Origin of the sequence: Vibrio syngnathi, assembly GCF_002119525.1 — a bacterium.
GTDB lineage: Bacteria > Pseudomonadota > Gammaproteobacteria > Enterobacterales > Vibrionaceae > Vibrio > Vibrio syngnathi.
This window is the reverse complement of sequence record NZ_CP017916.1, coordinates 352603-379052: the sequence shown is the minus strand read 5'-3', so window position 1 is coordinate 379052 and position 26450 is coordinate 352603. Positions and strand designations below refer to the sequence as shown.

General features: G+C 44.7%; 25 protein-coding genes and 1 riboswitch. Of the genes, 14 read left to right on the top strand and 11 right to left on the bottom strand.

The genetic code is table 11. The annotated features are described in order from the left end of the window. Positions 1–780: a lipid asymmetry maintenance ABC transporter permease subunit MlaE gene (mlaE, locus tag K08M4_RS01850; RefSeq protein WP_009847733.1), complete on the bottom strand. Its 780-nt coding sequence runs from the start codon at positions 778–780 to the stop codon at positions 1–3. Then, entirely contained in the window at positions 770–1576 is an 807-nt protein-coding gene (gene mlaF, locus K08M4_RS01845; protein WP_009847734.1) for a phospholipid ABC transporter ATP-binding protein MlaF, read from the bottom strand. The genes mlaE and mlaF overlap by 11 nt, the downstream gene beginning before the upstream one ends. Before the next feature lie 263 nt (positions 1577–1839). Here mlaF and K08M4_RS01840 point away from each other — a divergent pair, with 263 nt between their 5' ends. From K08M4_RS01840 to mgtE, 12 genes are all read left to right on the top strand, one after another. Beyond that, the gene (locus tag K08M4_RS01840; protein ID WP_009847735.1) at positions 1840–2805 is read left to right on the top strand and encodes a calcium/sodium antiporter; all 966 of its coding nucleotides are present in this window, start codon (positions 1840–1842) and stop codon (positions 2803–2805) included. A gap of 34 nt (positions 2806–2839) precedes the next feature. Further along, positions 2840–3811, top strand: coding sequence for an arabinose-5-phosphate isomerase KdsD (kdsD, locus tag K08M4_RS01835; protein WP_009847736.1), 972 nt, complete (start codon positions 2840–2842; stop codon positions 3809–3811). Next, the gene (gene kdsC, locus K08M4_RS01830; RefSeq protein WP_086048681.1) at positions 3811–4368 is read left to right on the top strand and encodes a 3-deoxy-manno-octulosonate-8-phosphatase KdsC; all 558 of its coding nucleotides are present in this window, start codon (positions 3811–3813) and stop codon (positions 4366–4368) included. The genes kdsD and kdsC overlap by 1 nt, the downstream gene beginning before the upstream one ends. Continuing rightward, complete coding sequence (gene lptC / locus K08M4_RS01825; RefSeq protein WP_086048680.1) at positions 4365–4928, top strand: LPS export ABC transporter periplasmic protein LptC; 564 nt, start codon at positions 4365–4367, stop codon at positions 4926–4928. Before kdsC ends, lptC begins: the two co-directional genes overlap by 4 nt. Continuing rightward, positions 4909–5403 carry a lipopolysaccharide transport periplasmic protein LptA gene (gene lptA / locus K08M4_RS01820; RefSeq protein WP_009847739.1) on the top strand — a complete coding sequence of 165 codons (495 nt, stop codon included), beginning with the start codon at positions 4909–4911 and terminating at the stop codon, positions 5401–5403. Before lptC ends, lptA begins: the two co-directional genes overlap by 20 nt. A gap of 2 nt (positions 5404–5405) precedes the next feature. Further along, a complete protein-coding gene (lptB, locus tag K08M4_RS01815) occupies positions 5406–6131 on the top strand; it encodes an LPS export ABC transporter ATP-binding protein (RefSeq protein ID WP_009847740.1) in 726 nt (241 codons plus the stop codon). A 54-nt stretch (positions 6132–6185) separates the two neighbouring features. Beyond that, entirely contained in the window at positions 6186–7646 is a 1461-nt protein-coding gene (locus K08M4_RS01810) for an RNA polymerase factor sigma-54 (protein ID WP_086048679.1), read from the top strand. A gap of 76 nt (positions 7647–7722) precedes the next feature. Continuing rightward, positions 7723–8010 (top strand): ribosome hibernation promoting factor, encoded by a 288-nt coding sequence (gene hpf, locus K08M4_RS01805; protein ID WP_009847742.1) that lies wholly within the window; start codon positions 7723–7725, stop codon positions 8008–8010. 1 nt (position 8011) lies between these two features. Next, positions 8012–8470 carry a PTS IIA-like nitrogen regulatory protein PtsN gene (gene ptsN / locus K08M4_RS01800; RefSeq protein WP_086048678.1) on the top strand — a complete coding sequence of 153 codons (459 nt, stop codon included), beginning with the start codon at positions 8012–8014 and terminating at the stop codon, positions 8468–8470. Positions 8471–8474: 4 nt separating this feature from the next. Further along, positions 8475–9344, top strand: a complete 870-nt coding sequence (gene rapZ, locus K08M4_RS01795) for an RNase adapter RapZ (RefSeq protein ID WP_086048677.1) — start codon at positions 8475–8477, stop codon at positions 9342–9344. A 2-nt stretch (positions 9345–9346) separates the two neighbouring features. After that, positions 9347–9622 (top strand): HPr family phosphocarrier protein, encoded by a 276-nt coding sequence (locus K08M4_RS01790; RefSeq protein WP_086048676.1) that lies wholly within the window; start codon positions 9347–9349, stop codon positions 9620–9622. 148 nt (positions 9623–9770) lie between these two features. Continuing rightward, positions 9771–11126, top strand: coding sequence for a magnesium transporter (gene mgtE / locus K08M4_RS01785; RefSeq protein WP_086048675.1), 1356 nt, complete (start codon positions 9771–9773; stop codon positions 11124–11126). A gap of 148 nt (positions 11127–11274) precedes the next feature. On the opposite strand, the gene pmbA is transcribed toward mgtE, so the two are convergent. Continuing rightward, positions 11275–12618, bottom strand: coding sequence for a metalloprotease PmbA (gene pmbA, locus K08M4_RS01780; protein WP_086048674.1), 1344 nt, complete (start codon positions 12616–12618; stop codon positions 11275–11277). A 118-nt stretch (positions 12619–12736) separates the two neighbouring features. Between pmbA and yjgA the strand changes: the two genes are divergently transcribed. Beyond that, positions 12737–13261 (top strand): ribosome biogenesis factor YjgA, encoded by a 525-nt coding sequence (gene yjgA / locus K08M4_RS01775; protein ID WP_086048673.1) that lies wholly within the window; start codon positions 12737–12739, stop codon positions 13259–13261. Between the two features lie 125 nt (positions 13262–13386). On the opposite strand, the gene thiQ is transcribed toward yjgA, so the two are convergent. The 5 genes from thiQ to mpl all read right to left on the bottom strand — a co-directional run bounded on the left by thiQ (position 13387) and on the right by mpl (position 19046). Then, complete coding sequence (gene thiQ / locus K08M4_RS01770; protein ID WP_086048672.1) at positions 13387–14091, bottom strand: thiamine ABC transporter ATP-binding protein; 705 nt, start codon at positions 14089–14091, stop codon at positions 13387–13389. Beyond that, on the bottom strand, positions 14091–15704 hold the full coding sequence (gene thiP / locus K08M4_RS01765; protein WP_198299304.1) for a thiamine/thiamine pyrophosphate ABC transporter permease ThiP: 1614 nt from the start codon (positions 15702–15704) through the stop codon (positions 14091–14093). The genes thiQ and thiP overlap by 1 nt, the downstream gene beginning before the upstream one ends. 113 nt (positions 15705–15817) lie before the next feature. Next, the gene (thiB, locus tag K08M4_RS01760) at positions 15818–16810 is read right to left on the bottom strand and encodes a thiamine ABC transporter substrate binding subunit (protein WP_009847751.1); all 993 of its coding nucleotides are present in this window, start codon (positions 16808–16810) and stop codon (positions 15818–15820) included. 53 nt (positions 16811–16863) lie between these two features. Then, positions 16864–16983: riboswitch (TPP riboswitch) on the bottom strand. Positions 16984–17026: 43 nt separating this feature from the next. Then, positions 17027–17650 (bottom strand): flavin prenyltransferase UbiX, encoded by a 624-nt coding sequence (locus K08M4_RS01755; protein ID WP_086048671.1) that lies wholly within the window; start codon positions 17648–17650, stop codon positions 17027–17029. Positions 17651–17687: 37 nt separating this feature from the next. Then, positions 17688–19046: a UDP-N-acetylmuramate:L-alanyl-gamma-D-glutamyl-meso-diaminopimelate ligase gene (gene mpl, locus K08M4_RS01750; RefSeq protein WP_086048670.1), complete on the bottom strand. Its 1359-nt coding sequence runs from the start codon at positions 19044–19046 to the stop codon at positions 17688–17690. Between the two features lie 269 nt (positions 19047–19315). Here mpl and fbp point away from each other — a divergent pair, with 269 nt between their 5' ends. Next, a complete protein-coding gene (gene fbp / locus K08M4_RS01745) occupies positions 19316–20326 on the top strand; it encodes a class 1 fructose-bisphosphatase (RefSeq protein ID WP_009847754.1) in 1011 nt (336 codons plus the stop codon). A 127-nt stretch (positions 20327–20453) separates the two neighbouring features. Here fbp and K08M4_RS01740 read toward each other — a convergent pair whose 3' ends face one another. From K08M4_RS01740 to tamA, 3 genes are all read right to left on the bottom strand, one after another. Then, complete coding sequence (locus K08M4_RS01740) at positions 20454–20807, bottom strand: gamma-glutamylcyclotransferase family protein (RefSeq protein WP_086048669.1); 354 nt, start codon at positions 20805–20807, stop codon at positions 20454–20456. A 73-nt stretch (positions 20808–20880) separates the two neighbouring features. Next, positions 20881–24639 (bottom strand): autotransporter assembly complex protein TamB, encoded by a 3759-nt coding sequence (gene tamB, locus K08M4_RS01735; RefSeq protein WP_086048668.1) that lies wholly within the window; start codon positions 24637–24639, stop codon positions 20881–20883. Further along, complete coding sequence (tamA, locus tag K08M4_RS01730) at positions 24636–26348, bottom strand: autotransporter assembly complex protein TamA (RefSeq protein WP_086048667.1); 1713 nt, start codon at positions 26346–26348, stop codon at positions 24636–24638. The genes tamB and tamA overlap by 4 nt, the downstream gene beginning before the upstream one ends. Positions 26349–26450 lie beyond the last annotated feature (102 nt).

Below are 26450 nucleotides of genomic sequence, written 5' to 3'. Positions count from 1 at the left end.
TTAATTCCCAAACATCAATGCGGTAAGAACAAAATCTAGCCCTAATACCGCTAGAGAAGAGTGTACTACTGTGCGTGTAGTTGCCTGACTAATACCTTCGGATGTCGGTACTGCATCATAACCATTAAAAAGTGCGATCCAAGTTACGGTGATAGCGAAGACCATGCATTTGATCATACTGTTACCAATATCACGGCCAAGCTCAACAGAAGATTGCATCGCAGACCAGAAACTGCCGTGGTCAATACCTTTCCAATCCACACCGACTAACTGAGCACCCCAAATCCCGACCGCCATAAAAATCATAGCGAGCAGTGGCATAGAAATAAGGCCGGCCCAGAGACGTGGCGCAATAATGCGTTTAAGAGGATCAACCGCCATCATCTCAAGGCTAGAGATCTGTTCCGTTGCTTTCATTAAGCCGATCTCAGCCGTTAATGCTGAACCCGCACGGCCAGCAAACAGAAGTGCTGTCACCACAGGCCCCAATTCCCGTAACAACGAGAGCGCGACCATTTGCCCAAGGTTACCCTCTGCGCCATAGTCGATTAATACGACATAGCCCTGCAGACTGAGTACCATGCCAATAAACAAGCCTGAAACTAAAATGATAGCCAATGACTGAACGCCAACGCTATAAAATTGTTTAACTAATAGAGGGAAGTTTTTTAGTTTCGGGATGCCAAACAAAGCACCAAATAGCATTAGGCTTGCTCGACCAAATGACTCACAGATCGCAAGTGCGCGCTTACCGACACCCGCAATAGTTTTAGCAATCATATTCAAACAAATCCTTTTCTAAGCTATTTGCAGGAAACCTAAATGGCACAGGGCCATCCGATTCACCTTGCAAAAATTGCTGCACTCTTGGGTCGCTGTTGTTGTACAACTCATCAGGAGAACCTGCAGCAATAATTTTCCCATCAGCCATCAAATAAACCCAATCAGCAATGCTCATCACCTCAGGGACATCATGAGAAACCACAATCGAGGTTAAACCCAAGGCTTGATTGAGGTTACGAATCAACTCAACCAAAACACCCATGGTGATTGGGTCTTGGCCAACAAAAGGCTCATCATACATAATAAGTTCTGGGTCCAATGCGATCGCACGGGCCAACGCCGCTCGTCTCGCCATACCACCAGACAACTCACTCGGCATTAATTGCGCCGCGCCTCGCAACCCTACCGCCTCAAGCTTAAGCAATACAATGGTACGAATGAATTTTTCGTTAAGTTCAGTGTGCTCTCGCAAAGGAAACGCCACATTATCAAAGACATTCAGATCCGTGAAAAGTGCCCCCGATTGGAAAAGCATGCTCATTTTCTTACGTGCTTGATATAGCTTTCGACGTGGCAATGCAGGGATGTTGTCGCCATCAAACCAAATTTCACCTTCATCTGGTGGTAATTGTCCACCAATCAGACGTAATAAGGTTGTTTTACCGATCCCTGACGGCCCCATGATCGCGGTTATTTTTCCTTGAGGAACTTCTAAACTGATGTCATCAAAGATAATTCGCTCACCGCGTGAGAAGCTGAGATTCTTAACTTTCACAAGCTCAGTGTTCAACATACTTTTGTTGTTTCCTTGCTTTAAAAACGCCAATTATGGCTGCAATAATAATGAGTCTACTTTAGAATTAAAAGCGCTGTTCAATTAATTATTAAAAACAGAAAACAAAGGCAGGAATTTGAAAGCATTGAGAAATTCATTCTTCATCAACATTTCTTTACCACTAACTAGCAATTAATTTGTCGAGTGACTTCCCTTTTATCTAGCAACAAGTCAAAATTAGCGGTTAATTCTCCGTTTTTTATTAATTTTTAGGAATCATCATGCTTGAAGCGATTGCGTTTCTTATTATCGGTCTAGGTTTTTTGGTGTGGAGTGCAGATAAGCTGGTATACGGTGCCGCAGCTCTTGCTCGCAACTTCGGTATTTCACCACTAGTTATCGGTATGACAATCTTAGCAATGGGATCTTCAGCCCCTGAAATGATGGTTTCTGCGACAGCAGCCCTTGATGGTAAAACAGATACGGCGGTAGGTAACGTATTAGGCTCAAACATCGCTAACATCGCGCTGATTTTAGGTATTACAGCCCTTATCAAGCCATTATCGATTAGCTCTGGTGTGATTCGTCGTGAACTACCTTTAATGATAGGTGTCACTCTATTAGCGGGCGCACTGCTTTGGGATAATCATTTAGGTTTCTATGAAGGTGTGTTGTTGTTTGTTCTTTTTGCCGCTTTCTTATTTGCGATGCTGCAAATCAGCCGTAGTGAGAAAAAGAACGGTGATGCCTTTCTTGACGAACAAGAATCTGAAGTTCCTGAAGGCGTGAGCAACCCCAAAGCCGCAATGTGGGTGGTGGTTGGCCTGATTATTCTACCTCTAGCGGCCAACATGTTGGTTGATAACGCGGTTGTAATCGCGAAGTTCTTTGGTATGAGCGACCTTGTGATTGGTTTAACCATTATTGCCGTTGGCACAAGTTTACCTGAACTTGCAGCATCACTAGCTGGTGTTATGAAAGGTGAAGATGATATGGCTGTGGGTAATATCATTGGCTCAAACGTCTTCAATATCCTTGCCGTGATGGGGATCCCGGGCATCCTAAACCCTTCAATCTTGAGCGAGTTTGCAATGGGTCGTGACTTCTGGGTAATGCTAGGCGTATCACTACTTCTTGTTATCATGGCACTAGGAAAATCTCGTAGCGTGAATCGTATCGAAGGCGGCGTGTTAATCGTGACGTTTGTGGCGTATCAAAGTTACCTACTAATGAACATGTCGGCTTAATTGTTGATTTAACTTTCCGTACTTGGAGTATTTGATGTCTCAGCCATTTGATTATTGCAGCGTTGCAAAACAAGTTTTGGAAACTGAAGTTGCAGGTCTCACGCAATTAGACCAATATTTTAATGATGATTTTAGCAAAGCTTGCGACCTAATCCTGAACAACAAAGGCAAAGTCGTAGTAATGGGCATGGGTAAATCAGGCCACATTGGTAACAAAATAGCAGCTACACTGGCAAGTACTGGTACATCGGCTTTCTTTGTACACCCAGGTGAAGCGGCGCATGGTGATTTAGGCATGATCGAACCTGGCGATATTGTGATAGCAATATCCAACTCAGGTGAATCAGGAGAAATCCTCAGCCTATTCCCAGTATTAAAGCGTTTAAACATTAAGATTATCAGCATGACCGGTAAGCCAGCATCAAACATGGCGACTTTATCTGATATTCATTTACAGATTTCAGTACCCGAAGAAGCGTGTCCCCTTGGTTTAGCACCAACAACCAGTACTACCGCTACCTTGGTTATGGGTGATGCATTAGCCGTTGCACTTTTACAGGCAAGAGGTTTTACCGCTCAAGATTTTGCACTGTCTCATCCTGGTGGTGCTTTAGGCCGTCAACTGCTGTTGAAACTAGACGACATCATGCACACCGGCGATGCACTCCCAACTGTTGCTCCGGATGCACTAGTTCGAGATGCCCTGTTAGAGATATCTCAAAAAGGCTTGGGCATGACGGCAATCGTCGGTGAAGATGGCCAAATGAAGGGCATTTTTACCGATGGTGATTTACGCCGTATCTTAGATAAACGTATTGATATTCATAACACGCAGATCGGCGACGTGATGACACTTAACCCGACGGTAGCAGAACCCAATATGCTCGCAGTTGAGGGCTTAAATTTGATGCAGGCTAAGAGCATCAATGGCCTGATGTTGTGTGATAATGGCAAATTAGTAGGCGCTTTAAATATGCATGACTTACTGAAAGCAGGAGTAATGTAATGTCACAGGCAATTGAAACCCTTTACGGCACAGTGGATTCACGTGTATTTGCGATAGCAAAAGAGATCAAACTGCTGATTTGCGATGTCGATGGCGTATTCTCTGATGGCCGCATCTACATGGGTAACAACGGTGAAGAGCTAAAAACCTTCCATACGCGCGACGGTTACGGCATTAAATCGTTGATGAACGCGGGCGTTGAAATCGCAATCATCACTGGCCGTAAATCTCAAATTGTTGAGAATCGAATGACCGCTCTCGGTATTAAGCTAATTTATCAAGGTCAGGATGATAAAGTTAAAGCATATCAAGACATTTGCGATAAACTTTCAGTTAATCCTGAAAACACAGGTTATATCGGAGACGATTTAATCGACTGGCCTGTAATGGAAAAGGTTGGCTTGAAGGTATGTGTGGCAGACGGCCACCCATTACTTGCACAAAGAGCCAACTACGTAACAACCATTAACGGCGGTTACGGTGCAGTACGTGAAGTCTGCGACCTTATTTTACAAGCAAGAAACGAACTCGACGTGCACAAAGGTTTAAGCATATGAGTTTTAATCGTATTATCTACTTAATACTCATCTTTATTGCCTCTTGGTCGGCCTATTACTTGTACGACAAAGAGCAAACTTCAACGATACAAGTAGATCCAAACTTGGAACTGCCCGCGTTTAGTGGCAAGAATCTTGATAATATTAGCTATGACGAAAGCGGTATTCGTAGCTATCAAGTTGAATCGACCAATCTAGAGCACTACTCCGTCGTTGGCGATACACACTTTCAAGCCCCTATTCTTTCAGTATTCCGTGAAGGGCATACGATAGAATGGCGAGTGACCGCTGATCGCGCAATTATGGATGAAAATCAAGTCATCACTTTTTATGACAACGTTGTGGCGAAGAACCTGTTGCCAGATGCTAGTTTCGATACAATGACCACTGAAAAAATGGTTGTTGAACTAACTAGCCGAGATTTTTATTCAGACACTCCGGTCCATATGATCGGTACATTTTTTGAAAATGAGGGGCAAGCAATGAAAGGGAACTTCGGTACCAACAATGCGACTCTCTTTAATTCTGTTCAGGGTAGATATGAAACTCTCACACCTTAGTTTATTGGCTTTGACCCTTGCGGCGTCTAATGTCTATGCTCTATCTTCGGATAGCGAGCAGCCTGTCTATATTGATTCAGACAGTCAGCAATTAGATATGAAAAGCAATCAAGTAACCTTTCTTGGCGATGTGAACCTTAAACAAGGTAGCATCAATATCAATGCCGATAAGGTCATTGTTACACGTAATGCCGTCAACGGTGAAATTGAAGAAATACAAGGTTTCGGAAAGCCCGCAACCTTTTCTCAACTTACTGACGATGGGAAAACACTCTATGGTGAAGCTGATGATTTACATTACCAGCTGATTGCCGATAGATTGATCATGACTAAGAACGCGATGCTATCTCAAGATGGCAGTATCATTCGTGGCTCTAAGATTACCTATCAGATCACCTCTCAAAAGTTGGTTGCCGATAGTGATAGCAGTGAGCGAGTATCAACGGTTTTACAACCAGCGGAAGTGAATAAGTAATCATGGCAGTCCTTACAGCAAAGAACCTAGCGAAGACCTACGGAAAACGTAAAGTTGTAACAGACGTAAGCTTACAAGTAGAGTCAGGTCAGATCGTAGGGCTACTTGGCCCAAACGGTGCAGGTAAAACCACCTCTTTCTATATGATCGTGGGTCTGGTTGCGCGTGATGAAGGTACTATCAGCATTGACGACCGAGACATCAGTATCTTACCAATGCACAGTCGTTCTCGTCTTGGTATCGGTTACCTTCCTCAAGAAGCATCCATTTTTCGTAAATTGTCAGTTGAAGACAACATCATGGCTGTTTTGCAAACGCGCGATGAGATGACTAACGCGCAACGTCAAGATAAGCTAGAAGACCTTCTCGAAGAGTTCCACATCCAACATATTCGAGCGAGTAATGGTATGGCTTTGTCGGGTGGTGAGCGTCGCCGTGTAGAGATTGCTCGCGCACTAGCAGCAAACCCTCAGTTCATTCTTTTGGACGAACCTTTTGCCGGTGTTGACCCTATATCGGTTATCGATATCAAAAAAATCATTGTTCACTTACGCGATCGCGGCTTAGGCGTTTTGATTACCGACCACAACGTTCGTGAAACATTAGACGTGTGTGAAAAAGCTTACATCGTAAGTCAAGGGCACCTAATCGCTGAGGGAACTCCTGAAGATGTTCTCAATAACGAACAAGTTAAACAAGTTTATCTAGGCGAACAATTCCGTCTATGATTAGATAGAGAGTATCGAGAGTTCTTAGAATAATAACTAGGTAAGTCACACTGAATGAAACCCTCATTACAACTTAAGCTAGGCCAACAGTTAGCAATGACTCCTCAATTGCAACAAGCGATTCGTTTGTTGCAATTGTCTACTTTGGATTTGCAACAAGAGATTCAAGAAGCACTTGAATCGAACCCACTACTCGATGTCGAAGACGGCAATGAAGACACGCCTACATCGGAAGAAAAACCTAGCAGTGACGAGAAAGAAACAGTTGAAACCGCAGAGCCGGACTTACCTGATAGCTCCGAATTAATCGAAAAATCAGAGATTGGCAACGAACTAGAAATCGATACAACTTGGGAAGACGTTTACAGCGCAAACACAGGTAACACCGGCATTGCGATTGATGACGACATGCCCGTTTATCAAGGCGAAACCACACAAAGTCTATACGATTACCTGCTCTGGCAACTCGATTTAACACCATTCACTGAAACTGACCGCAGCATAGCTTTTGCGCTAATTGATGCTATCGATGACCGCGGTTACCTTACCGTATCTTGTGAAGACATCCTTGAGAACTTCGACAACGAAGATATCGAGCTTGATGAAATTGAAGCGGTTCGCAAACGGATTCAGCAGTTTGACCCTTTAGGTGTCGGTTCTGTGAACCTGCAAGATTGCTTGTTACTGCAATTGGCAACCTTCCCACAAGATACTCCTTGGCTTAACGAGGCTAAGTTAGTACTTACTAGCCATATCGACCAACTCGGTAACCGTGATTATAAATTAGTCATAAAAGAGACCAAACTGAAGGAAGCGGAACTACGTGAAGTTTTGCAATTAATCCAACAGTTGGATCCTCGTCCCGGGAGTAAGATCACACCGGATGAAACCGAGTATGTGGTTCCTGACGTATCCGTCTTCAAAGAACTTGGGAAATGGTTAGTCACGATCAATCCAGATAGCGTGCCTAAACTAAAAGTAAATCAACAATACGCGGCCCTTAGTAGCAAAGGCAGTAGTGCTGACAACCAGTTCATCCGCTCGAATTTGCAAGAAGCAAAATGGCTAATTAAAAGCCTAGAGAGCCGAAATGAAACGCTACTAAAAGTCGCTCGGTGTATTGTTGAACATCAACGCGGTTTCTTCGAACATGGCGCAGAAGCCATGAAGCCGATGGTACTGAATGATGTGGCTTTAGCTGTTGATATGCACGAATCCACGATCTCTCGCGTGACGACTCAAAAATTCATGCACACACCGCGTGGCATCTTCGAACTCAAATACTTTTTCTCAAGCCATGTCAGCACTGACAATGGCGGTGAATGTTCATCTACAGCAATTCGCGCACTCATTAAGAAGCTTGTCGCAGCGGAAAATACCGCAAAGCCTCTCAGTGATAGTAAGATTGCTGCTTTACTGGCTGACCAAGGAATTCAGGTAGCTAGACGTACCATAGCGAAGTACCGTGAATCTCTGGGCATTGCCCCATCGAGTCAGCGTAAACGCCTGCTATAGACTAATTTAATTAACTCTATATTTAGTTAGCTATTAATTTAGTTATAACCAGGCAACCAACTGAAAAGGAAAGTCTATGCAAATCAATATTCAAGGCCATCACGTTGATCTTACCGATTCAATGCAAGACTATGTTCACACCAAATTCGACAAACTTGAGCGCTTCTTTGATCATATCAATAGTGTTCAAGTTGTTTTAAAAGTTGAGAAAATCAATCAAATCGCAGAAGCCACCCTGCATATCAATCAAGGGGAAATTCATGCGACAGCAACAGATGAAAGCATGTATGCCGCGATTGATTCATTGGTTGATAAACTTGTTCGCCAACTCAACAAGCACAAAGAAAAACTAAGTAGTCACTAACATGCAATTAAGCGAAGTACTTTCATTGGACTGCACTAAAAGCGCAGTCCAATGCACAAGCAAAAAAAGAGCCCTTGAGCTGATCAGTCTAATCGCAGCAGAAAGCTGCGGTCAAGATTCAACAGAACTGTTTGAGTGCATGCTGAGCCGTGAAAAAATGGGCAGTACAGGTATCGGTAACGGTATCGCGATTCCCCATGCACGCATGAATGTCAGTGATAAAGCGATTGCTGTATTAATACAATGCCAAGACCCAATCGAATTTGATGCTATCGATAACCGTCCTGTTGATCTCTTGTTTGCTCTGCTTGTTCCTAGTGAACAATGTAAAGAGCACCTGAAAACCCTTTCTTGTATGGCAGAGCGACTTAACGACAAGCAAACTCTTAAACAGTTGCGTAATGCTCAAAGCGATCAAGAGCTTTACGACATCATGATTCAAGTGCCAACTTGCGAGTAATAACATGCGATTAATCGTTGTTAGTGGCCAGTCAGGAGCCGGGAAAAGTGTTGCGCTACGAGTTCTTGAAGACTTGGGGTATTACTGTGTTGATAACCTACCAGTAAACCTGCTCAACGACTTCGTCGAATCGGTACGCGAGATCAATCAAAACGTCGCTGTTAGCATTGATATTCGTAACCTACCAAAAGAGCCTCAGTTAGTTACAGAAACGCTAGACCAGCTAGAAGCCGCCACAGATATTGACCTAAACGTCTTATTTCTAGATGCGAGTAAACAGACGCTACTCAAGCGCTACAGCGAAACACGCAGAATTCATCCTTTATCGATCGGCCAAAAAAAACTCTCTCTTGAACAAGCGATTGATTTAGAAAAAACACTTCTGACGCCTCTTGTAGAGAAAGCCAGCATTGTGATTGATAGCAGTGACTGTAACCTCTACGAATTGAGTGAACAGGTTCGTTTCAAAGTTGAGGGCAAAGAAAAACAAGAACTCATTATCGTTTTTCAGTCTTTCGGCTTTAAGTTCGGCCTACCAAGTGATGCCGATTATGTGTTTGATGTTCGTTTCTTGCCGAATCCTCACTGGGAACCGGCACTACGACCATTGACTGGGCTTGATGCACCAATTCACTCTTTTCTAGAAAAACATGCTGAAGTGCTTGAACTCAAGCAACAGATCCAAGGTTTTGTTGAGCAGTGGTTACCCATGTTAGAGAAGAATAATCGCAGCTATCTAACGGTCGCGATTGGTTGCACTGGCGGTAAACACCGCTCGGTTTACCTAACTCAGAAAATTGGTGAATACTTCGAACAACTAGGCCATCAAGTTCAAATCAGACACGCCTCCCTAGAGAAGCACCAACAGGGCTAACCATGGAATTAACTCGAACTGTACTGATCCAAAATCGCTTGGGTCTTCACGCTAGAGCAGCCGTAAAATTGGTTGAGCTTGCCCAAAGCTTTGATGCAACCATCACTATCCATAGCGAAGAAGATAAAATCGCAACGGCAGATAGTGTAATGGGTCTGCTTATGCTGGAATCAGCGCAAGGGCAACACATTACCATTCAAGCTGCGGGCTCTGATTCTCAGCAAGCTCTTGATGCTGTCTGTCACCTAATTGAAGCAAAGTTTGATGAGGGTGAGTAACGAAAACGCTTCGTTCACAACACCTAAGACTCGAACAGCGAACCAATCAATATTAAATATTAGTTCTAGCTAAGTTTATGATTTAAACAAGCCCCAGAATTAAGTTACTATTCCAAGCATTGTTAGAATAATGAGATAGGAGGAAAATATGGCAGAGCAATTAGAATTCGACCAAGCTCACCAAACCCTCCAAGAAGTCAGCGAAGCCCTAGAAAACGGCCGATTTGTTCACGTACGTCGACAACTTCAGGACATGGAGCCTGAAGATATTGCACACCTTTTAGAAGCCTCCCCTCGCAAAAGTCGTGACGTACTCTGGCAACTCACCGATCCAGAAGACTACGGTGAAATTCTTGATGAACTAAACGAAGACGTCAAAGATGCGCTTGTGTCGAAAATGGCACCTGAAACTTTGGCAGAAGCAACCGAAGGCATGGAAACCGATGACGTCGCGTACGTACTTCGAAGCCTGCCCGACGATGTTTCTCGAGAAGTCCTTTCTCAAATGGACTCCGTCGATCGTGCATTAGTAGAAACAGCCCTTTCGTACCCTGAAGATTCAGCGGGTGCGATAATGAATACCGATGTAATCACGATTCGTGGCGATGTCGACGTTGACGTTGTATTGCGTTATTTGCGCATGCGTGGCGAACTGCCCGATGCAACCGATACTCTGTATGTTATTGACCAAGAAGAACGCCTTATCGGTAACCTCTCGCTCACCACACTGCTTACGACTCAGCCTGATGTGTCTGTTTCAGAAGTAATGGAAGATGCCGACGAAGCGATCGCGGTCGAAACTAGCGCCTCTGATATCGCTAGCCTATTCGAACGTCGTAATTGGGTTTCGGCTCCAGTGGTCGATAGTAATCAACATCTTGTCGGTCGTATCACGATCGATGACGTGGTTGATGTTATCCGTGAAGATGCCGAGCACTCAATGATGAGCATGGCGGGTATGGACGATGACGAAGATACCTTCGCACCCGTCGTAAAATCCGCCCGTCGTCGTAGTGTCTGGTTAGGTGCTAACGTACTCGCAGCACTGGCTGCGGCATCTGTTTCAAATATGTTTGAGGCTACACTGAATGAGATGGCCGCGATTGCCGTTTTGATGACCATCGTACCGTCCATGGGCGGTGTTGCAGGTAACCAAACCGTTGCTCTAGTGATTCGTGGTTTAGCGCTTGGTCACATTGGTGACAGTAACAAACGCGAACTACTACTCAAAGAAGCCTCTATCGGCTTCCTTAATGGCATTCTATGGGCCGTTATCATTGGCGGTATAGTCGTAGCTTGGAAAGGTAATTGGATCTTAGGAGGCATCATCTCAGCGGCGATGATGACCAACTTGATTGTCGCGGGTATTGCAGGTGTAACCATCCCGGTAATGCTGAAGAAGATGAATATCGACCCAGCACTTGCGGGCGGTATGGCACTGACCACAGTAACCGATGTTATTGGCCTATCGGTGTTCTTAGGCTTAGCAACCATTCTGATTTAAATCATACTTATCTAGCGTGAATAAACAGACAGCCTATTCTAAGACGATACGCTGAATACAAAAAGGGAGCCATCGGCTCCCTTTTCCATACATCAGATTTACGCTTCAGGTTTGATCTTCAGATTTAAACTAAAGCAAATTGAGCTAATTACTCACCCGCAACTTTCATTGATTCAAGCAAGATAGAACCCGTTTGAATTTGCGAACGTGTTTCTACGTCGTTACCAACCGCAACAATCTGAGTGAACATGTCTTTTAGGTTACCCGCGATCGTCACTTCAGATACTGGATATTGGATCTCTCCATTCTCAACCCAGAAACCGGCTGCGCCACGTGAATAATCACCTGTCACGGTATTAACGCCTTGACCCATAACTTCAGTTACAAGGAAGCCGGTGCCAAGCTCTTTTAGCATCTGCTCAAAGTTTTGACCTGTCGATTTAACGAACCAGTTATGAATACCACCCGCATGACCTGTTGGCGTCATATCCATTTTACGTGCGGCATAGCTGGTTAGCAGGTAAGTTGCTAACACACCATCAGTGATGATTTCACGATCTTGAGTGAACACACCTTCGCTATCGAATGGGCTTGAAGCCAAACCACGTAAGATATGAGGACGCTCAGAGATATTGAACCAACCTGGTAGAATTTTCTGACCTAGGTGATCCAATAAGAATGATGACTTACGGTATAGGTTACCACCACTGATCGCCATCACAAGGTGGCCAATCAAACCAGTAGCGACATCGTTAGCGAACATTATTGGGTATTGACCTGTTGGTAGCTTTTTCGCATCCAAACGACTAATGGTCTTTTCTGCTGCTTCTTGACCTACGCGCTCAGGCGTCCATAGCTCATCACGGTGACGTGCAACGGTGTAGCTGTAGTCTCGCTCCATCTCACCGTTAGCGCCTTGTCCAATCACACAGCAGCTCGTGCTATGGCGACTTGAAGCGTAGCTGGCTAGTAAGCCATGACTGTTACCATAAACTTTAACGCCATAATGGCTGTCGTAGCTTGCGCCATCACTCTGCTTAATCTTGTCGCTATAAGCTAACGCTTGCTTCTCAGCAGCAATAGCAATCTCAGCAGCATAATCAGGGTTGGGTTCATCAGGGTGGAAAAGATCCAAGTCTGGAATTTCTTTTACCATGTATTCTTTTGCTGCAGGACCTGCAAATGGGTCTTCAGAAGTGTACTGAGCGATATCAAGCGCAGCCGCTACTGTTTGAGCAATGGCCTTCTCACTCAGATCTGATGTAGATGCGCTGCCTTTTTTCTGGCCGCGGTAAACAGTAATACCTAGAGCACCATCACTATTAAATTCAACGTTTTCCACTTCACACATACGTGTTGAAACACTTAAACCCGTTGACTTAGTAATAGCAACCTCAGCTGCGTCTGCACTCACTGATGCCATATCCAACGCTTTAGCTACTGCGGCTTCTAGCTCAACTCGTTGTTGGGCGACTTGCTGTTTTACATCCATATCTATTCTAATTTTTTAGGTCAATATTACGTAGGATAACAAGAATTTCGCTTTCTCCCCAAGATTCTTGCTAAAATAGGCAATATATTCGTTTGAGATAGTGACATAGGCAGAAAAGATGGCTCGCAAAAACCAAAAAGCCCCATGGGAACCAGAAGAAGAAATCATCTGGGTAAGTAAGACAGAAATGAAAACGGACATGGACGCCCTGCAAAAGCTGGGAGAAGAGCTTGTTGACCTAAAGCCTTCTGTATTAGACAAATTTCCGCTGTCTGAAGATTTGGCACAAGCGATTAAAGATGCACAACGCTTTAAAAATGAAGCGAAGCGCCGTCAACTTCAATACATTGGTAAAGTAATGCGCAGTGTCGATCCAGAGCCAATTCAAGCGGCTTTAGATAAGATTCGCAACAAACACTCTCAAGCAACAGTTGAACTGCACAAACTAGAACAACTGCGTGATCGTGTGGTTGCAGAAGGCGATGCGGCCATTTCAGACGTTATGGAAATGTACCCTGAAGCAGACCGTCAACGTCTTCGTCAGCTCGCACGTCAAGCTAACAAAGAGAAAGTGGCAAATAAACCGGCTAAGTCTTCTCGTGAGATCTTCCAAATCTTAAAAGAGCTAAAGCTAGGCGACTAATCTTCGCCGTCCTTTAGTCAGAAAGATAATAAAAGACCTAGCGCATGCTAGGTCTTTTTGTTTTGAGGCACTTGATATCAAGAAGCAATCAATATCAATAAGTACTCACAGGAGTGAAAAAATCATCATTCACCTGCTTTAACAAACGAGCTTAATTCTTGCTGTGGATGATCAGCCGTCAGTGTCTCTATCGAGTCTGCAACCAACACCTTACCTAGCGCTACAAAAACGAACTTATTTGCGATACTGCGCGCATCACCTAAGTGGTGTGTCACCATCAATACCGTAATGTTTCGTTCGGCGGCTAATCGCCTAACAAGGTTAAGCATTTCCTCACGAAGCAAAGGGTCAAGCGCAGAGAAAGGCTCATCAAGCAACCAAATATCATGAGGCTGAACAAAGCATCGAGCTAACGCGACACGCTGACGTTGACCGCCCGATAAGTGCTCAGGCAATCTATCTAAATACTCAGCGACACCCACTTGTGCAGCGGCCTGTTCGACTTCAAGCTTTTGGGTTGCGGTAAGCTTTAACCCCGGATGCAAGCCTAAGCCAATATTTTCACGTACGGTGAGATGAGCAAACAGATTATGTTCTTGGAACAACATAGCTAATGGACGCTGATGTGCATCCTTGCCAATCAGTGATTGTCCTGCCACCGAAATCTCTCCCGATGTAGGCTCAATAAACCCAGCAACCAGTGCCAACAGCGTTGATTTACCTGCGCCACTTGGCCCCATCAATGCAACAATGTCGCCCTGCTCTGCTTGAAAATCAAAACTAAACAACTCTTGGTGATAGTGGTACTCCACATCTTTCATCACTAACATCATCGGTTCCTTAACTTTTTAGCATTGAGATTTGAGGTTCGAGTAAATAAAAATTCAATCAGACTAAAGCTGCCAACACTCAGTAACAGTAAGCTCACGGAAACCACAGCTGCGGCTTCCATTTGATAGCTGCCTAATAATTGGAATAGGTACAAAGGCAGAGTTCTAAAATCTTGGCTACCAAACAAAGCAATCGCACTTAAGTCACCCATTGCTAACATAAAGCTGATCGAGAAAGCTTGTGCCATCGGTTTTCGCAATGCGCGCCACTCCACTAGCCTAAAACGCGTGAAACCAGTCATTCCCAAACTTGCGCACACATACTGATACTGCTGAGACAAATGCAGCATAGGTTGAGCCAAGGTTTTAATTACGTAAGGAAGCGCCATTAAACTGTTTACTGCAATCACGATAAAGAAAGCTAAACTGAAAACATCGGTGAATGAACGCAGTAATAAGAAGAGGCCCGTACTGATCACAAGCCCGGGAGTAACTAAGATAATAGTGCCAATCAGCTCGATTTTATCGGCTCGAAAATTCTTGTTCTGTAAACGCCATGCTCGACTAGTCAGCAGTATGGCGATACCAATACCAACAGCGATAACACTTGCTAATGACGCGACTTTAACCGAGGTCATTAACGCAGCCCAAAACGGCTCGCTGCTGAGCACAGTCAGTGCTTGTGAGTTAATACCACTGACGATAACCATGGCTAATGGCGGCAATACCAGCATTGAGACTACTATGATCCAAAAGCTATCCCAAGCTTTTGACCACCAGCTGTCCTTAACCAAATATTTCTCTTCCGACAGCTGACTGGCTGTCACGGAGATAGGCTTAGACAAGCGCTGAATACTCACCGCTAATACACCACACAGCAGCATTTGCCATATCGCGAGCAAGGCACCAGCCTGTAAGTCAAAGTCGAATTTAATCGCTTGATAAATAGCGAGTTCGATAGTGGTCGATTTCGGACCTCCACCTAGCGCCATCACGGTAGCAAAGCTAGTAAAGCACAACATGAAGACTAAGCCACACACATGAGGCAGTTGTTGTCTCAATCGCGGCCATTCTACCCATTTAAATTTATTCCAATGACTCATACCCAAATGAGCACAAAGCTTATGCTGCTCGGCAGGTACGGTATCTAAAGCTTGTAAAAGTAAACGGCTAGCATAAGGCAGGTTAAAGAAGACATGTGCGAGCAAAATACCATTCAACCCATAGATCGAGAATGGCAATTCAATATCGAAGTTCGCCAGAAATTTAGCTAACCAACCACTGTTACCATAAATAGCTAGCAAACCAAATACGCCAACTAATACGGGTAAAACCAAGGTCGAAGCAAACAGCCTTAACAACAAGGCCCGTCCAAAAAATTGTCTGCGACATAGAGCATGAGCAATAGGTATAGCAAAGCCAACACTCAGCATCGTTGAGAGTGTCGCTTGATAGAAACTGAATTTCGTTACATGCCAATAGTAAGGATCGGACCATACTTGGCTGATATCAAGAGAAGGGGCATTGCTAAGCAATGCCCCAACTGCTGAAACCACGAAGGCGGTAATGAGTATCGCAACCCAAACCCCGACCTTAGGTGTTTTCTTTATCATAAATTGATTTTTTACCGTAAATGGTTCACTCCAAACATAACGAATGAACCTTTAAATACAGAAAGCTAGTTTTTTAAAAGTACGTTAGAAAACTCATGTTCCTAAATAGTAAGTTAAAAAGTAAGTGCACTCTGCCATTCACGAATCCAAGGCTTACGCTTCTCGGCGATCTCTTCTGGTGTGAAGCTTAGCGCTTTCTGAGGAACCGTAAGTTGCTCGAACCCTTTTGGTAGCTCAACATCGGTCACTGGGTACATCCAGTTGCCAGTAGGCATCGCCGATTGGAACTCATCACTTAAGATAAATGCCATAAACTCATCGGCAAGCTTTTCGTTCTTGCTACCTTTAACCTTCGCTGCCACTTCCACTTGAGTGTAATGACCTTCTTCAAAGCTTGCAGCTGCGTACTTAGAATCACTTTCTGCAATGATGTGATAAGCCGGGGAAGTTGTGTAAGACAACACTAAATCAGACTCGCCCTCTAGGAACATAGAGTAAGCTTCAGACCAACCTTTAGTCACAGTCACAGTTTTCTGAGCAAGCTTCTTCCATGCTGCAGTTGCTTCATCACCGTAAACCGACTTCATCCATAGCATCATGCCTTGGCCTGGTGTTGATGTACGTGGATCTTGATAGATAACCTTAAGATCGTCACGTTGCTCAACCAGTTCTTTCAGGCTCTTTGGCGGGTTTGCTAGCTTCTCTTTGTTATAGATAAACGCAAAGTAACCAAAATCATAAGGAACAAAGGTACTGTCGTTCCAACCGTTAGGAAGCGTCACAGATGATGTATCAACACTGTGCTCAGCCAATAAGCCTGTAGATTTCGCTTCAGCCATGAGATTATTATCTAGGCCTAAAATGATGTCAGCTTTGCTGTTGCCACCTTCAAGACGTAAGCGGTTTAGAATAGACACTCCATCTTCTAACGCGACAAAATTCACATCACAACCACACTTTTCTTCGAATGCTTTTTCAACGGCAGGACGAGGGCCCCAATCCGCAGCAAAAGAGTCGTAAGTGTAAACCGTTAAGGTGTTGTCTGCAGCGAAGGCAGAAAAAGAGATGGCTGTAGTAACAGCAAGAGTTGTTAATGTTAATTTCACTGGACGCTCTCCATGGTCTGAGCGGCACAGGTTTGAGGGAGGAGAACGGTAGAGGTTGTTCCTAACTCAATTCCTACGCCAGCATTATCTGGTTCAGGTTTACGGGTCCCAAGCACTTGCTTGATCTCAGCTCGCATTCATTATTTGAATGGTTCGCTCCCCGATGAGTGTTCAGAATTGTAATTCGAATTTTAACAATAAGCTATCAAGTTTGGATCAATTACGTTGATCGTAACCCCAACGTGGCACTAAACCTTGCTCGATACCAAGGTGATCAAGAATACGTGCCACCATAAAGTCGACCAGGTCTTCAATCGACTTAGGTTGATGATAAAAACCCGGAGCTGCAGGCATAATCGTCACGCCCATGGTCGAGAGTTTGTGCATATTCTCTAAATGCAACGTAGAAAATGGCGTCTCACGAACCACCAACAACAACTGTCCTCGCTCTTTCATAACCACGTCTGCTGCACGCTCGATCAAGTTATCTGATAGGCCATGAGCAATTGATGCCAAGCTACCTGCAGAGCATGGACACACCACCATCTGCTTCGGTGCTGCTGAACCAGAGGCAACCGGTGAGAACCAATCATCTTTGCCACATACCACCAGCTTTTCTGGGGCGCAATCTAAATGCTTAACTAAAGCTTGTTTCGCAGCATCTGGCCCAGCAGGTAACTTAAGTTCATGCTCGGTCGCCAACACCACTCGCGCTGCCGACGATATCAGTAAATAGACCTGATAATCTGCCGCCAATAAGCATTCAAGTAAACGCAGTCCGTAAGGCGCACCAGATGCGCCAGTGAAAGCGAGGGTTATCGCTTTATCGTGTTTTGTCATGTTCTCAATTACTTCAAATTATAAGGTCTTGGTTCAGTTAGCCCTTGAGTGCCAACGCATCCAACAGTTTTTGATGAATGCCACCAAAGCCACCGTTACTCATTACCAAGATTTGGTCGTCCGCTTGTGCCTCTGAGACAATTCTAGCAACGAATGCATCCATGTCATCACTTACGTGCGCAGGTTGATGGCACGCATCGGCAACGTCTTGTACCGACCAATCAATGTTATCCGGTTGGAATAAGTAGGTAGAATCCGCCTGCTTGAGCGAGTCAGCCAAGGTTTCTTTGTGCACACCGCGCTTCATGGTGGCAGAACGAGGCTCTAAAACGGCAATGATTTTCTTTGTGTCGACCCTATTACGTAAGCCGCCCAGCGTAAGTTCAATCGCCGTTGGGTGATGTGCAAAATCGTCATAGACAGAAACACCAGCTACTTCGCCTTTAAACTCTAAGCGACGCTTGGTATTAATGAACGTCGCCAGTGATTCGCACCCTAAGTCAGGTGTCACACCAACATGTCTTGCCGCCGCAATCGCCATCAAAGCATTGCTTACGTTATGATCGCCAACTAAATCCCAGTCTACGATTCCAACACATTCACCTTGGAAGTACACCTCAAATTTGGAACCATCTTTAACTAACTTCTTGGCATCCCAATCACCAAGTTCACCACTCGACTCAGTTTCACTCCAGCAGCCACGAGATAACACATCTTGGATCGCGGTATCTTGCTTCGGTGAGAAAATACGACCATTGCTTGGCACTGTGCGAACCAAATGATGGAACTGTCGCTTGATTGCTTCAAGGTCATCGAAGATATCAGCATGATCGAATTCGAGGTTATTCATCACTAAGGTTCTTGGGTGGTAATGAACGAACTTAGACCGTTTGTCGAAAAAAGCACTGTCGTATTCGTCAGCTTCTACCACAAAGAACATGCTTTCACCAAGGCGAGCTGAAATACCAAAGTTACCCAATACCCCACCGACAAGGAAGCCCGGTGCATAGCCACAGTCTTCTAAGATCCAAGCCAGCATGCTCGATGTTGTTGTCTTGCCATGCGTTCCCGATACCGCCAGAACCCAACGGTCATGCAGTAAGAACTCTTGCAACCACTGCGGCCCTGATGTGTATCTAAGGTTGTTATCTAAGACATACTCAACACACGGGTTGCCACGGCTCATCGCATTGCCAATGACCACGAGATCAGGCCTTGGTTCTAACTGGCTTGGGTTAAACCCTTCAATAATTTCAATCCCTTGAGACTCCAATAAAGTGCTCATTGGTGGGTAAACATTCGCGTCACTACCGGTAACCTTGTGACCTAATTGACGAGCCAATACCGCAGCACCTCCCATGAAGGTGCCACAAATTCCTAAGATATGAATATGCATAAATTGCTTCCAAACGCTTGGCTAAATGAACCATGTCTAAATCAAACTACTGCACTCATTATCATTAAATGACGATTAAAAGCGAGTAGCAATGCAAAAGAAATTTAGTCGACATAGTAAGTGAGATCTGCGTCGCTTAGTTCATTACCATTAAAAAGATCTAACCTTTAGAATTTAACTAGGCGTCTAGGTGAATAAAGCCCAAGTAAGAGGCGAATCCTATAGTGCTCAAATTCCCCCTAATATTGAGAGAAGTTTAAGGAAATAACATGTCTGAGATGCGCACCCTTGGTGAGTTCATTGTTGAGAAACAGAGTGACTTCCCCCATGCAAGCGGTGATCTATCATCCCTTTTGTCATCAATTCGTCTTGCTGCGAAAATTGTTAACCGTGAAATCAACAAAGCAGGCCTTGTCGACATTACTGGCGCTGTTGGTACAGACAACGTTCAAGGTGAAGAGCAACAAAAGCTAGACCTTTACGCGAACGACAAATTTAAAGCGGCTCTAGAAGCTCGTGACCAAGTTTGTGGCGTTGCAAGTGAAGAAGAAGACGAAGCTGTCGCCTTCAATAAAGAGCTCAACAAAAACGCAAAATACGTCGTTCTGATGGACCCACTGGATGGCTCTTCAAACATCGATGTCAATGTTTCTGTTGGTACAATCTTCTCTATCTATCGTCGAGTATCGCCTGTTGGTACCCCACCAACACAAGAAGACTTCCTACAGCCAGGACACAAGCAAGTAGCCGCGGGGTACGTAATTTACGGCTCTTCAACTATGCTTGTTTACACAACCGGTGCAGGTGTCAATGGCTTCACCTACGACCCATCTCTGGGCACCTTCTGTCTGTCTCATGAAAACATGATGATCCCTGATGAAGGTAAGATTTATTCGATCAACGAAGGTAACTACATTCGCTTCCCTACGGGTGTTAAAAAGTACATCAAGTACTGCCAAGAAAATGAGCCAAGCGACAACCGCCCTTACACATCACGTTACATCGGTTCTCTAGTATCAGATTTCCACCGTAATCTTCTGAAAGGCGGTATCTACTTATACCCGAGTACGCAAAGCCACCCTCAGGGTAAACTGCGTCTGCTGTACGAGTGCAACCCAATAGCCTTCATCATGGAGCAAGCTGGCGGTATTGCCTCCGATGGCGCCCAACGCATCATGGATATAAAACCAACAGAACTGCACCAACGTGTGCCTTTCTTTGTCGGTTCTAAGAACATGGTAAAAAAAGTAGAAGAGTTTCTTGAACTTAACAGAGACTAATCGTCTCGCTTATTTCTCAAATTAACGCCATTAAAAAAGCCAGCATCACTTGCTGGCTTTTTGTTCGACAACTCAGAATGTATAGAAATTACAAGTAGATAGCTTAGATATTACGAATAGATAGCTATTACGGGTTGTCCCGTTTACACCAGTCACCCGAAAGTATTTCGTTATTAGCCGTTAGATCAAGCTGATACAAATATACCCATGCTAAACCAAATATCGTCTCTATTTGCTCGCGACGGTACTCAACAGGAACATCCTCTAACCGATCGAGCGACGCTAAAACTTCGTCGTTAATGGCATAGACTTCGCCAACGACATTTTTCTTTCCAAGAATCATCGCTGGATAGGCACCTAAATCAAAAAGAGCGTACTCCTCAAGGGTGTCAAACCGGCCTAAGTACTCGCATTGCTGCAAATAGTGGTGGTTCGATTGACCTTGTCTCAAGGTTCCATATACAAAAACAAGATGTTGCATAAATACCCCATAATCCTTTCGATTTTCATACCGACCAATGGATGAAACCTCAGCAACTTGAATTCAAATTGATTTACTCGAATTCAAATTGATAGAGAAGGTCCACGGCACTGTCTAGACCCGATACAGCCTCAACGTAGAGATCCTGCATCAATCGATAACGAACGGTAAACTCGCCTAACGAGTTAAAGATACCCACACCATACTTCACCTGTAAACCAGGCAGAATGTAGCCACTTACCGTTACTTGTGAGTCATCCCCAGAGCCTGCTGTATCCAGTTGTAAATCTTGTACACCAAAGGCTTCACCGATTTCGCCGACAACCTTACCGCTCTTCGCCAAGCTTAAGCCAATTAAGGTCGTTGTCATTGAACCGTTCGACTCACCATCGATATCTTGACCACGTAAAATATAGGACAGCGCATTCGCTTGCGGCATTGCGGGGTCAGAGTAAATCTCTATGGTTGGCTCAGTAGCTGGGCCTGTCACACGAATACCAGCGGTCACATCATCTTGAGTATTGTCAGGGTTACGTATCGCATTGATCGCTACATATGGTTGATCCGGAGGCCCATTCATTAGAATCTTACCTTCTTTGATCAAGAGATCTTGCCCAAAGGATTGGTAAGTACCATCCACGATGTTCACTTCACCAGTGATGAAAGGACCTTGGTCTTTTTGAGCGACATTCAACTTACCGATTAATCCCCCTTCAAGGCCGAAGGCTGAAAGTTTAAAGTCATCACCAATGGAGATATTAATATTGGTCATCACATTAAATGGGATCGTACCTTCACTTTCAGGCTCAAGCTCTTTATTCAAGATAACTTGGTCAGAAGAGATGCCTACCGCTGAAGGTGGTAAGTCTTCTACAACGATTCGCCCCCAAGGTAATGCAATATCACCAGTGATTTTCGCAAGCTCTGGTGTGACATCAATGGTCATGTCAGGAACAACCTTCACTTTAACCATTGGCGGAATATCAACCATCAACTCATCGGCAAACACTCTGACGTTAGAGTGCCATGCTTTAAGATCTTGCCAATTCCCGGAACCTACGATATCAAGGTGACCATCAGGCGTTTCAACATTCGCATCCAGTTTTGCACTATAACCATCAAAGTCGAGGTCGATACGACCGCCTTTCACATCAACAGGCGTCACATCGCCTTTGACTTGAATGCCATCAACAGAAAATTGACCAAAGACTTGAGGGTGCATCAAGGAGCCTTTCACTTGAAGGTCACTCTCCAGGTCGGCTTTCAATAGGCTGTATTCGCCGAGGATCGGCTGTAAGAAATCGAGATGGAAGGTGGTCAACTTAATGGCTGCATCGACCATTTTATCTTCCGCGAGAATATCAGGTAACGACACTGTGCCAGACAAGTCACCATTATCCGAAACATCCAGCTTAAAGTCGGCATCCAGTTTGTTGTCTTTCAGTTGTGCGCTCAATGCAACGCTTTCCCAACCCAATGTGATTGGTTCGTCAACTTGTTGAACAACTTGTCCTTTCGGCATATCAACGCTTATCGTAACTTCAGGCTCACCTTGCTCTGACCACTTAGCGTGAGCCGTCGCATTAACTAAGCCCTGTAATTGCGTTTCTTTAGGCATGAGAGCTTGGATCTGCTCAAAATCGAATTGGTTGATACCCAGTTTGGCCTCACCCGACTTTCCAACACGAACGTCTTCATCTAAGCACACACTCGAACTAGCTTGTATCCAACAGTGCGCTTGAACATCGGCTAACTGTTTGTCGACATCGGCTTTAATAGCGACAGGCTGATCTAATAACCAAGGGCCTTGTTGAGTGGTAATTTTGACTCTGTCTAACGAACCATCCCAAATGATGGAAGGTTTTTGTATCAACTCACCAGAGATGGCCAAACTTGCAGACACGAGATCGGATATCACATCGAGTGTCACCGTATGGAGCTTCTCACCACCATTCACGGTTAAATCAATGCTTTCCACGTTTTGTGCTTGGTAGGTTAAGTTCTTAGCTTTTAATACAAGGTCTGCTTGAGCTTCAGGTAATGGAAGAGGAACCACCGAGCCAATCAGAGACAAGGATTCTAGTGTCGCTTCGTTATTCCAATCGACCTTATCAATATTAAGCGCGAGATCGACTTTTGGCTCTTTCGTTGGGCCACTGAGTTGGATGCTACCGATCACTCTACCTTTCAGCTCAGGACTACTTTTTGCAAGCTCAGGGAAGAAGATCTCAACGCCCATGTCCCATTGCTTATCAAGTTGCCCCTGTGCCTTAATCGAGTTAACACCATGAGCCAAGCTCAAACCGCTGGTTTTCAGCTTTGGTTCACCGCTCGCGCTGCGATCCGACGCTGACAACTGACCTTCGATATCCAGAGGGTACTCTCGCAAGATCCCTTCAATATCCAGTTTAGGCAATTCAATCGCCCAACCGCCCGCTTCCGTCAACTCACCCGAGGTGACGATGCTTCCGCTAATGTTACCCTCGGCTTCTGGCCATTGCAGGCCCGGCTGAATGTCTTTAAGTGTTACATCAGCTTGCCAGTTAACGAGACTCTTCCAGTTAGCTTTGACCACACCATTCAACTCACCACCTAATGTATTCAGCTTTAGACGCTCGAACTCAATCTGTTCCGTCGTGCCTTTACCCTGCAGATCGATGGCTAACTCAGGGATTTCCTTACCATCGGCCTCACCTTTAAGTAGAACATTGAAACCATCTAGTGAGCCATTAGCTTTGAATTGCTCAATTGTCGCTTGGTAATCGCTTTTTCCGGTAAGAGGCCACTGCGCTTGTCCGCCCTCTAAAAGAAGGTCAAATGGTAGAGTAGGCTCTAAGGGTTGAATATCCCCAGATAGCTTTGCCTCAATCAGCTCAGAAAATTGGGCATCTAGGTTTAGCTTAGCCACGCTACCTTGTGCTTTTAGTGATAATTTCTGACCAGCAAGGTCGGTTTCTTTCACTAACGCATCCAAAGAAAGTTCTAGCGGATATCCCCCCTTGAGCTCAACCTTCGTCGCTAAATTCGCGCTGGCTTGTGGCATATCGAGTTCGAGAGTTGAAACATCAACCGTGTGTTTACCCCCGCGTGCCTCTAATCCAAGGTGATTAACAACGATTGGTGTTTCTTGTTCTAAGGTGAAACGGTTAAGATCAAAACGCTCCAACACAACCTGTAAAGGAATCCAGACTTCCGGCAATTCGATAGCAGTTTTAACGGCAACTTCTGGCTCAACCTTTTCTGCTTGCGGTTCTTCTGTCGACTCCGCGAGTTTAACCTTAAGATCATTGAATAAGGTTGGCGATATCGTCAGCTTTTCGCCCTGCATACTCAAAGCCGTAGAGAACAGACTCCATTCAATTTCATGACCCAAGATATTCAGCTTGATATCAGACAAAGCGATACGGTTGATCACGATTGGCAACGGTGTTTTTACCGATGTTACGGGCGGAGTAGGTTCTGTTTCTTCTGGAGACGCAGGAGGCAGTTCAGTAAATGCGAAATCCAACCCTTGAATCGCTAAACGATCAACACACAACTTAGGATCAAGCAAACAACGAGGGTTAATAGCCAAGTTAAGCTTTTGAACCTTGGTATCGATATGCAGGCTGTCATCTTTAAACTGAACATTATTAAGCGTAAAATTTGGGAAAAGAGCGCCTTTAGTACTTTCCACTTTAAGTTGTGGTAATGCTTTTTCAGCGCCCCACAACACGGTGTTCAACCCTGGATTGGTGAACAAAACAAAACCGAGCAGGGCTATCACCAATAGCAAAATAGACGTCAATGAGATCGACGTCCACTTGATGCACTTGCCCATCACTTTGATCATAATTCAGGTCCTAAACTAAAGTGCAGTTGGAACTCATCGCCTTTCTTCGCATCTAGGCCCCAAGCAAAATCTAGACTCACTGGACCAACGGGGGACGCCCAACGCACCCCGACACCGGTGCCGTGCTTCCACTCTGGCTTGTCATTAAATGCATCACCAATATCGTAGAATGCAGCGCCCCACCAGTTTCCAACCAAGCGGTATTGGTATTCAAACGAGCTGGTTGCCATGAATTTCGCACCCGTTAATGCACCACTTTTATCGCGAGGAGAGATCGACTCATAGCCATAACCACGGATGCTGTTATCACCACCGGCAAAGAATCTTAAAGACGGTGATAACTTATCAAATTCATCCGCAAAGTTTCCGCCGAATTGAAGACGGGTTAAACCTCGGTGGTTATCGCCAATGCTTCGAATCCAAGCGGTTTGGCCTTGAAAACGTACGACTTGGGTTTCAGATAACAAGGTGTCATCAGCCGCTTCAAACATTATGGTTTGTTTATCGCCCCACATCGGCATCGAGCCACCGCGCGTTCGAGTTCGCGAGAAAGAAATACCCGGCAATACGAATTGCGCTAAGTCATCTTGCAAACCTTGTTCATAGTTTTCGACCAAGTATCGAATGAATACCGTACGTTGCCAGCCATTATCCAGACGCCAATACCTTTCTAAGGCTAAGTTTGACTCCAAACTCTTGGTATCACGGTTATCCAGATTCTTCATACCATACTTAATTTGATAGTAGTCATTAAGTACGTCATCTAATGGGATTTTATAAGCTGCCGTGATCGTCTGCTCAGGCTTGGAGATCGACAAGCTACTATTGAAGCTATGGCCTCTGTCATTAACCCAAGGTTTTTTCCATTTAAGAGTGCCTTTCACACCAAGGTCTGTTGAGACACCGATACCCGTTTCGATTTGGTTACGAGCTTGCGGAGCAAGGCTCACCTTCATCGGGATTTCGCGGCCTTCGCCCAATTGACTTAAATCGGGTTCAACAAATACGGAAGAGAACCAATCAGTATTAGAAAGGTTTTGGTTGTATTCGCCAACTTTGGTAATTGAGTAAGGTTCGCCATCTTCAAATGATTTAAGCGATTTCACCTTATCTTCTTCAATCTGACTGCCAGTAACCTGAGTGGTGCCAAAGTGATATCGAATTCCACTGTTGTAATGAAGGCGGACATAAGCGCGATTTAATTCAGGAGCGACTTCTAGCTTACTAAGATCATACGCACCATCAAAGTAACCTTTCGCTAATCCAAGGTTGCGGATCGATGATTTTAAAGAATCATAACTACCATGATTCAAAATCGAACCTTTAGACAGCTTGCTCTTAGCTATCAAGGCCAAAAAATCAGGGTCATCTTTGGCTTCACCAGTCAGAACGATATCTGAGGTATAAATAACAACAGGCTCTCCCGGCTCAACCGTAACGGTCATTTCGGTATCATCTTCGGGGTGAGAAAATGTGATATTAGGGTGGTAGTAACCTAACGCATTCAGGGCTTCTTTTATCATAGACTCCAAGCGAGATTGGAACCTTAATGAAACCGAGTACTCTTCTTCAGGAATCGCACTCAGATAAGCATCCACATTATCAGCAAGCGCGCCATCAAGCCCTTTAATTTCAAGGGAAACGTCTGCGAAAGCGAGCGTCGATGACAGTAGAGTGCCAATCAGAACTGGTAAAGTTTTTCTTATCATGTTTAATTGGTGAAGAAGTTATCAATACGTTAATAAATGAAAAGAAATAATACCGCTAAAAAGACATTGAGTCTGTAATAAATCCGGCAATAACACGGTCTA

Coding starts and splice junctions, on each gene's coding strand:
- kdsC (WP_086048681.1), top strand. CDS start 3,811: ATGTCACAGGCAATTGAAACCCTTTACGGCACAGTGGATTCACGTGTA.
- K08M4_RS01740 (WP_086048669.1), bottom strand. CDS start 20,807: ATGCAACATCTTGTTTTTGTATATGGAACCTTGAGACAAGGTCAATCG.
- rapZ (WP_086048677.1), top strand. CDS start 8,475: ATGCGATTAATCGTTGTTAGTGGCCAGTCAGGAGCCGGGAAAAGTGTT.
- hpf (WP_009847742.1), top strand. CDS start 7,723: ATGCAAATCAATATTCAAGGCCATCACGTTGATCTTACCGATTCAATG.
- mlaF (WP_009847734.1), bottom strand. CDS start 1,576: ATGTTGAACACTGAGCTTGTGAAAGTTAAGAATCTCAGCTTCTCACGC.
- pmbA (WP_086048674.1), bottom strand. CDS start 12,618: ATGGATGTAAAACAGCAAGTCGCCCAACAACGAGTTGAGCTAGAAGCC.
- lptC (WP_086048680.1), top strand. CDS start 4,365: ATGAGTTTTAATCGTATTATCTACTTAATACTCATCTTTATTGCCTCT.
- kdsD (WP_009847736.1), top strand. CDS start 2,840: ATGTCTCAGCCATTTGATTATTGCAGCGTTGCAAAACAAGTTTTGGAA.
- lptA (WP_009847739.1), top strand. CDS start 4,909: ATGAAACTCTCACACCTTAGTTTATTGGCTTTGACCCTTGCGGCGTCT.
- K08M4_RS01810 (WP_086048679.1), top strand. CDS start 6,186: ATGAAACCCTCATTACAACTTAAGCTAGGCCAACAGTTAGCAATGACT.
- tamA (WP_086048667.1), bottom strand. CDS start 26,348: ATGATAAGAAAAACTTTACCAGTTCTGATTGGCACTCTACTGTCATCG.
- mlaE (WP_009847733.1), bottom strand. CDS start 780: ATGATTGCTAAAACTATTGCGGGTGTCGGTAAGCGCGCACTTGCGATC.
- lptB (WP_009847740.1), top strand. CDS start 5,406: ATGGCAGTCCTTACAGCAAAGAACCTAGCGAAGACCTACGGAAAACGT.
- K08M4_RS01755 (WP_086048671.1), bottom strand. CDS start 17,650: ATGACAAAACACGATAAAGCGATAACCCTCGCTTTCACTGGCGCATCT.
- thiQ (WP_086048672.1), bottom strand. CDS start 14,091: ATGTTAGTGATGAAAGATGTGGAGTACCACTATCACCAAGAGTTGTTT.
- mpl (WP_086048670.1), bottom strand. CDS start 19,046: ATGCATATTCATATCTTAGGAATTTGTGGCACCTTCATGGGAGGTGCT.
- ptsN (WP_086048678.1), top strand. CDS start 8,012: ATGCAATTAAGCGAAGTACTTTCATTGGACTGCACTAAAAGCGCAGTC.
- fbp (WP_009847754.1), top strand. CDS start 19,316: ATGTCTGAGATGCGCACCCTTGGTGAGTTCATTGTTGAGAAACAGAGT.
- mgtE (WP_086048675.1), top strand. CDS start 9,771: ATGGCAGAGCAATTAGAATTCGACCAAGCTCACCAAACCCTCCAAGAA.
- tamB (WP_086048668.1), bottom strand. CDS start 24,639: ATGATCAAAGTGATGGGCAAGTGCATCAAGTGGACGTCGATCTCATTG.
- thiP (WP_198299304.1), bottom strand. CDS start 15,704: ATGATAAAGAAAACACCTAAGGTCGGGGTTTGGGTTGCGATACTCATT.
- K08M4_RS01840 (WP_009847735.1), top strand. CDS start 1,840: ATGCTTGAAGCGATTGCGTTTCTTATTATCGGTCTAGGTTTTTTGGTG.
- K08M4_RS01790 (WP_086048676.1), top strand. CDS start 9,347: ATGGAATTAACTCGAACTGTACTGATCCAAAATCGCTTGGGTCTTCAC.
- yjgA (WP_086048673.1), top strand. CDS start 12,737: ATGGCTCGCAAAAACCAAAAAGCCCCATGGGAACCAGAAGAAGAAATC.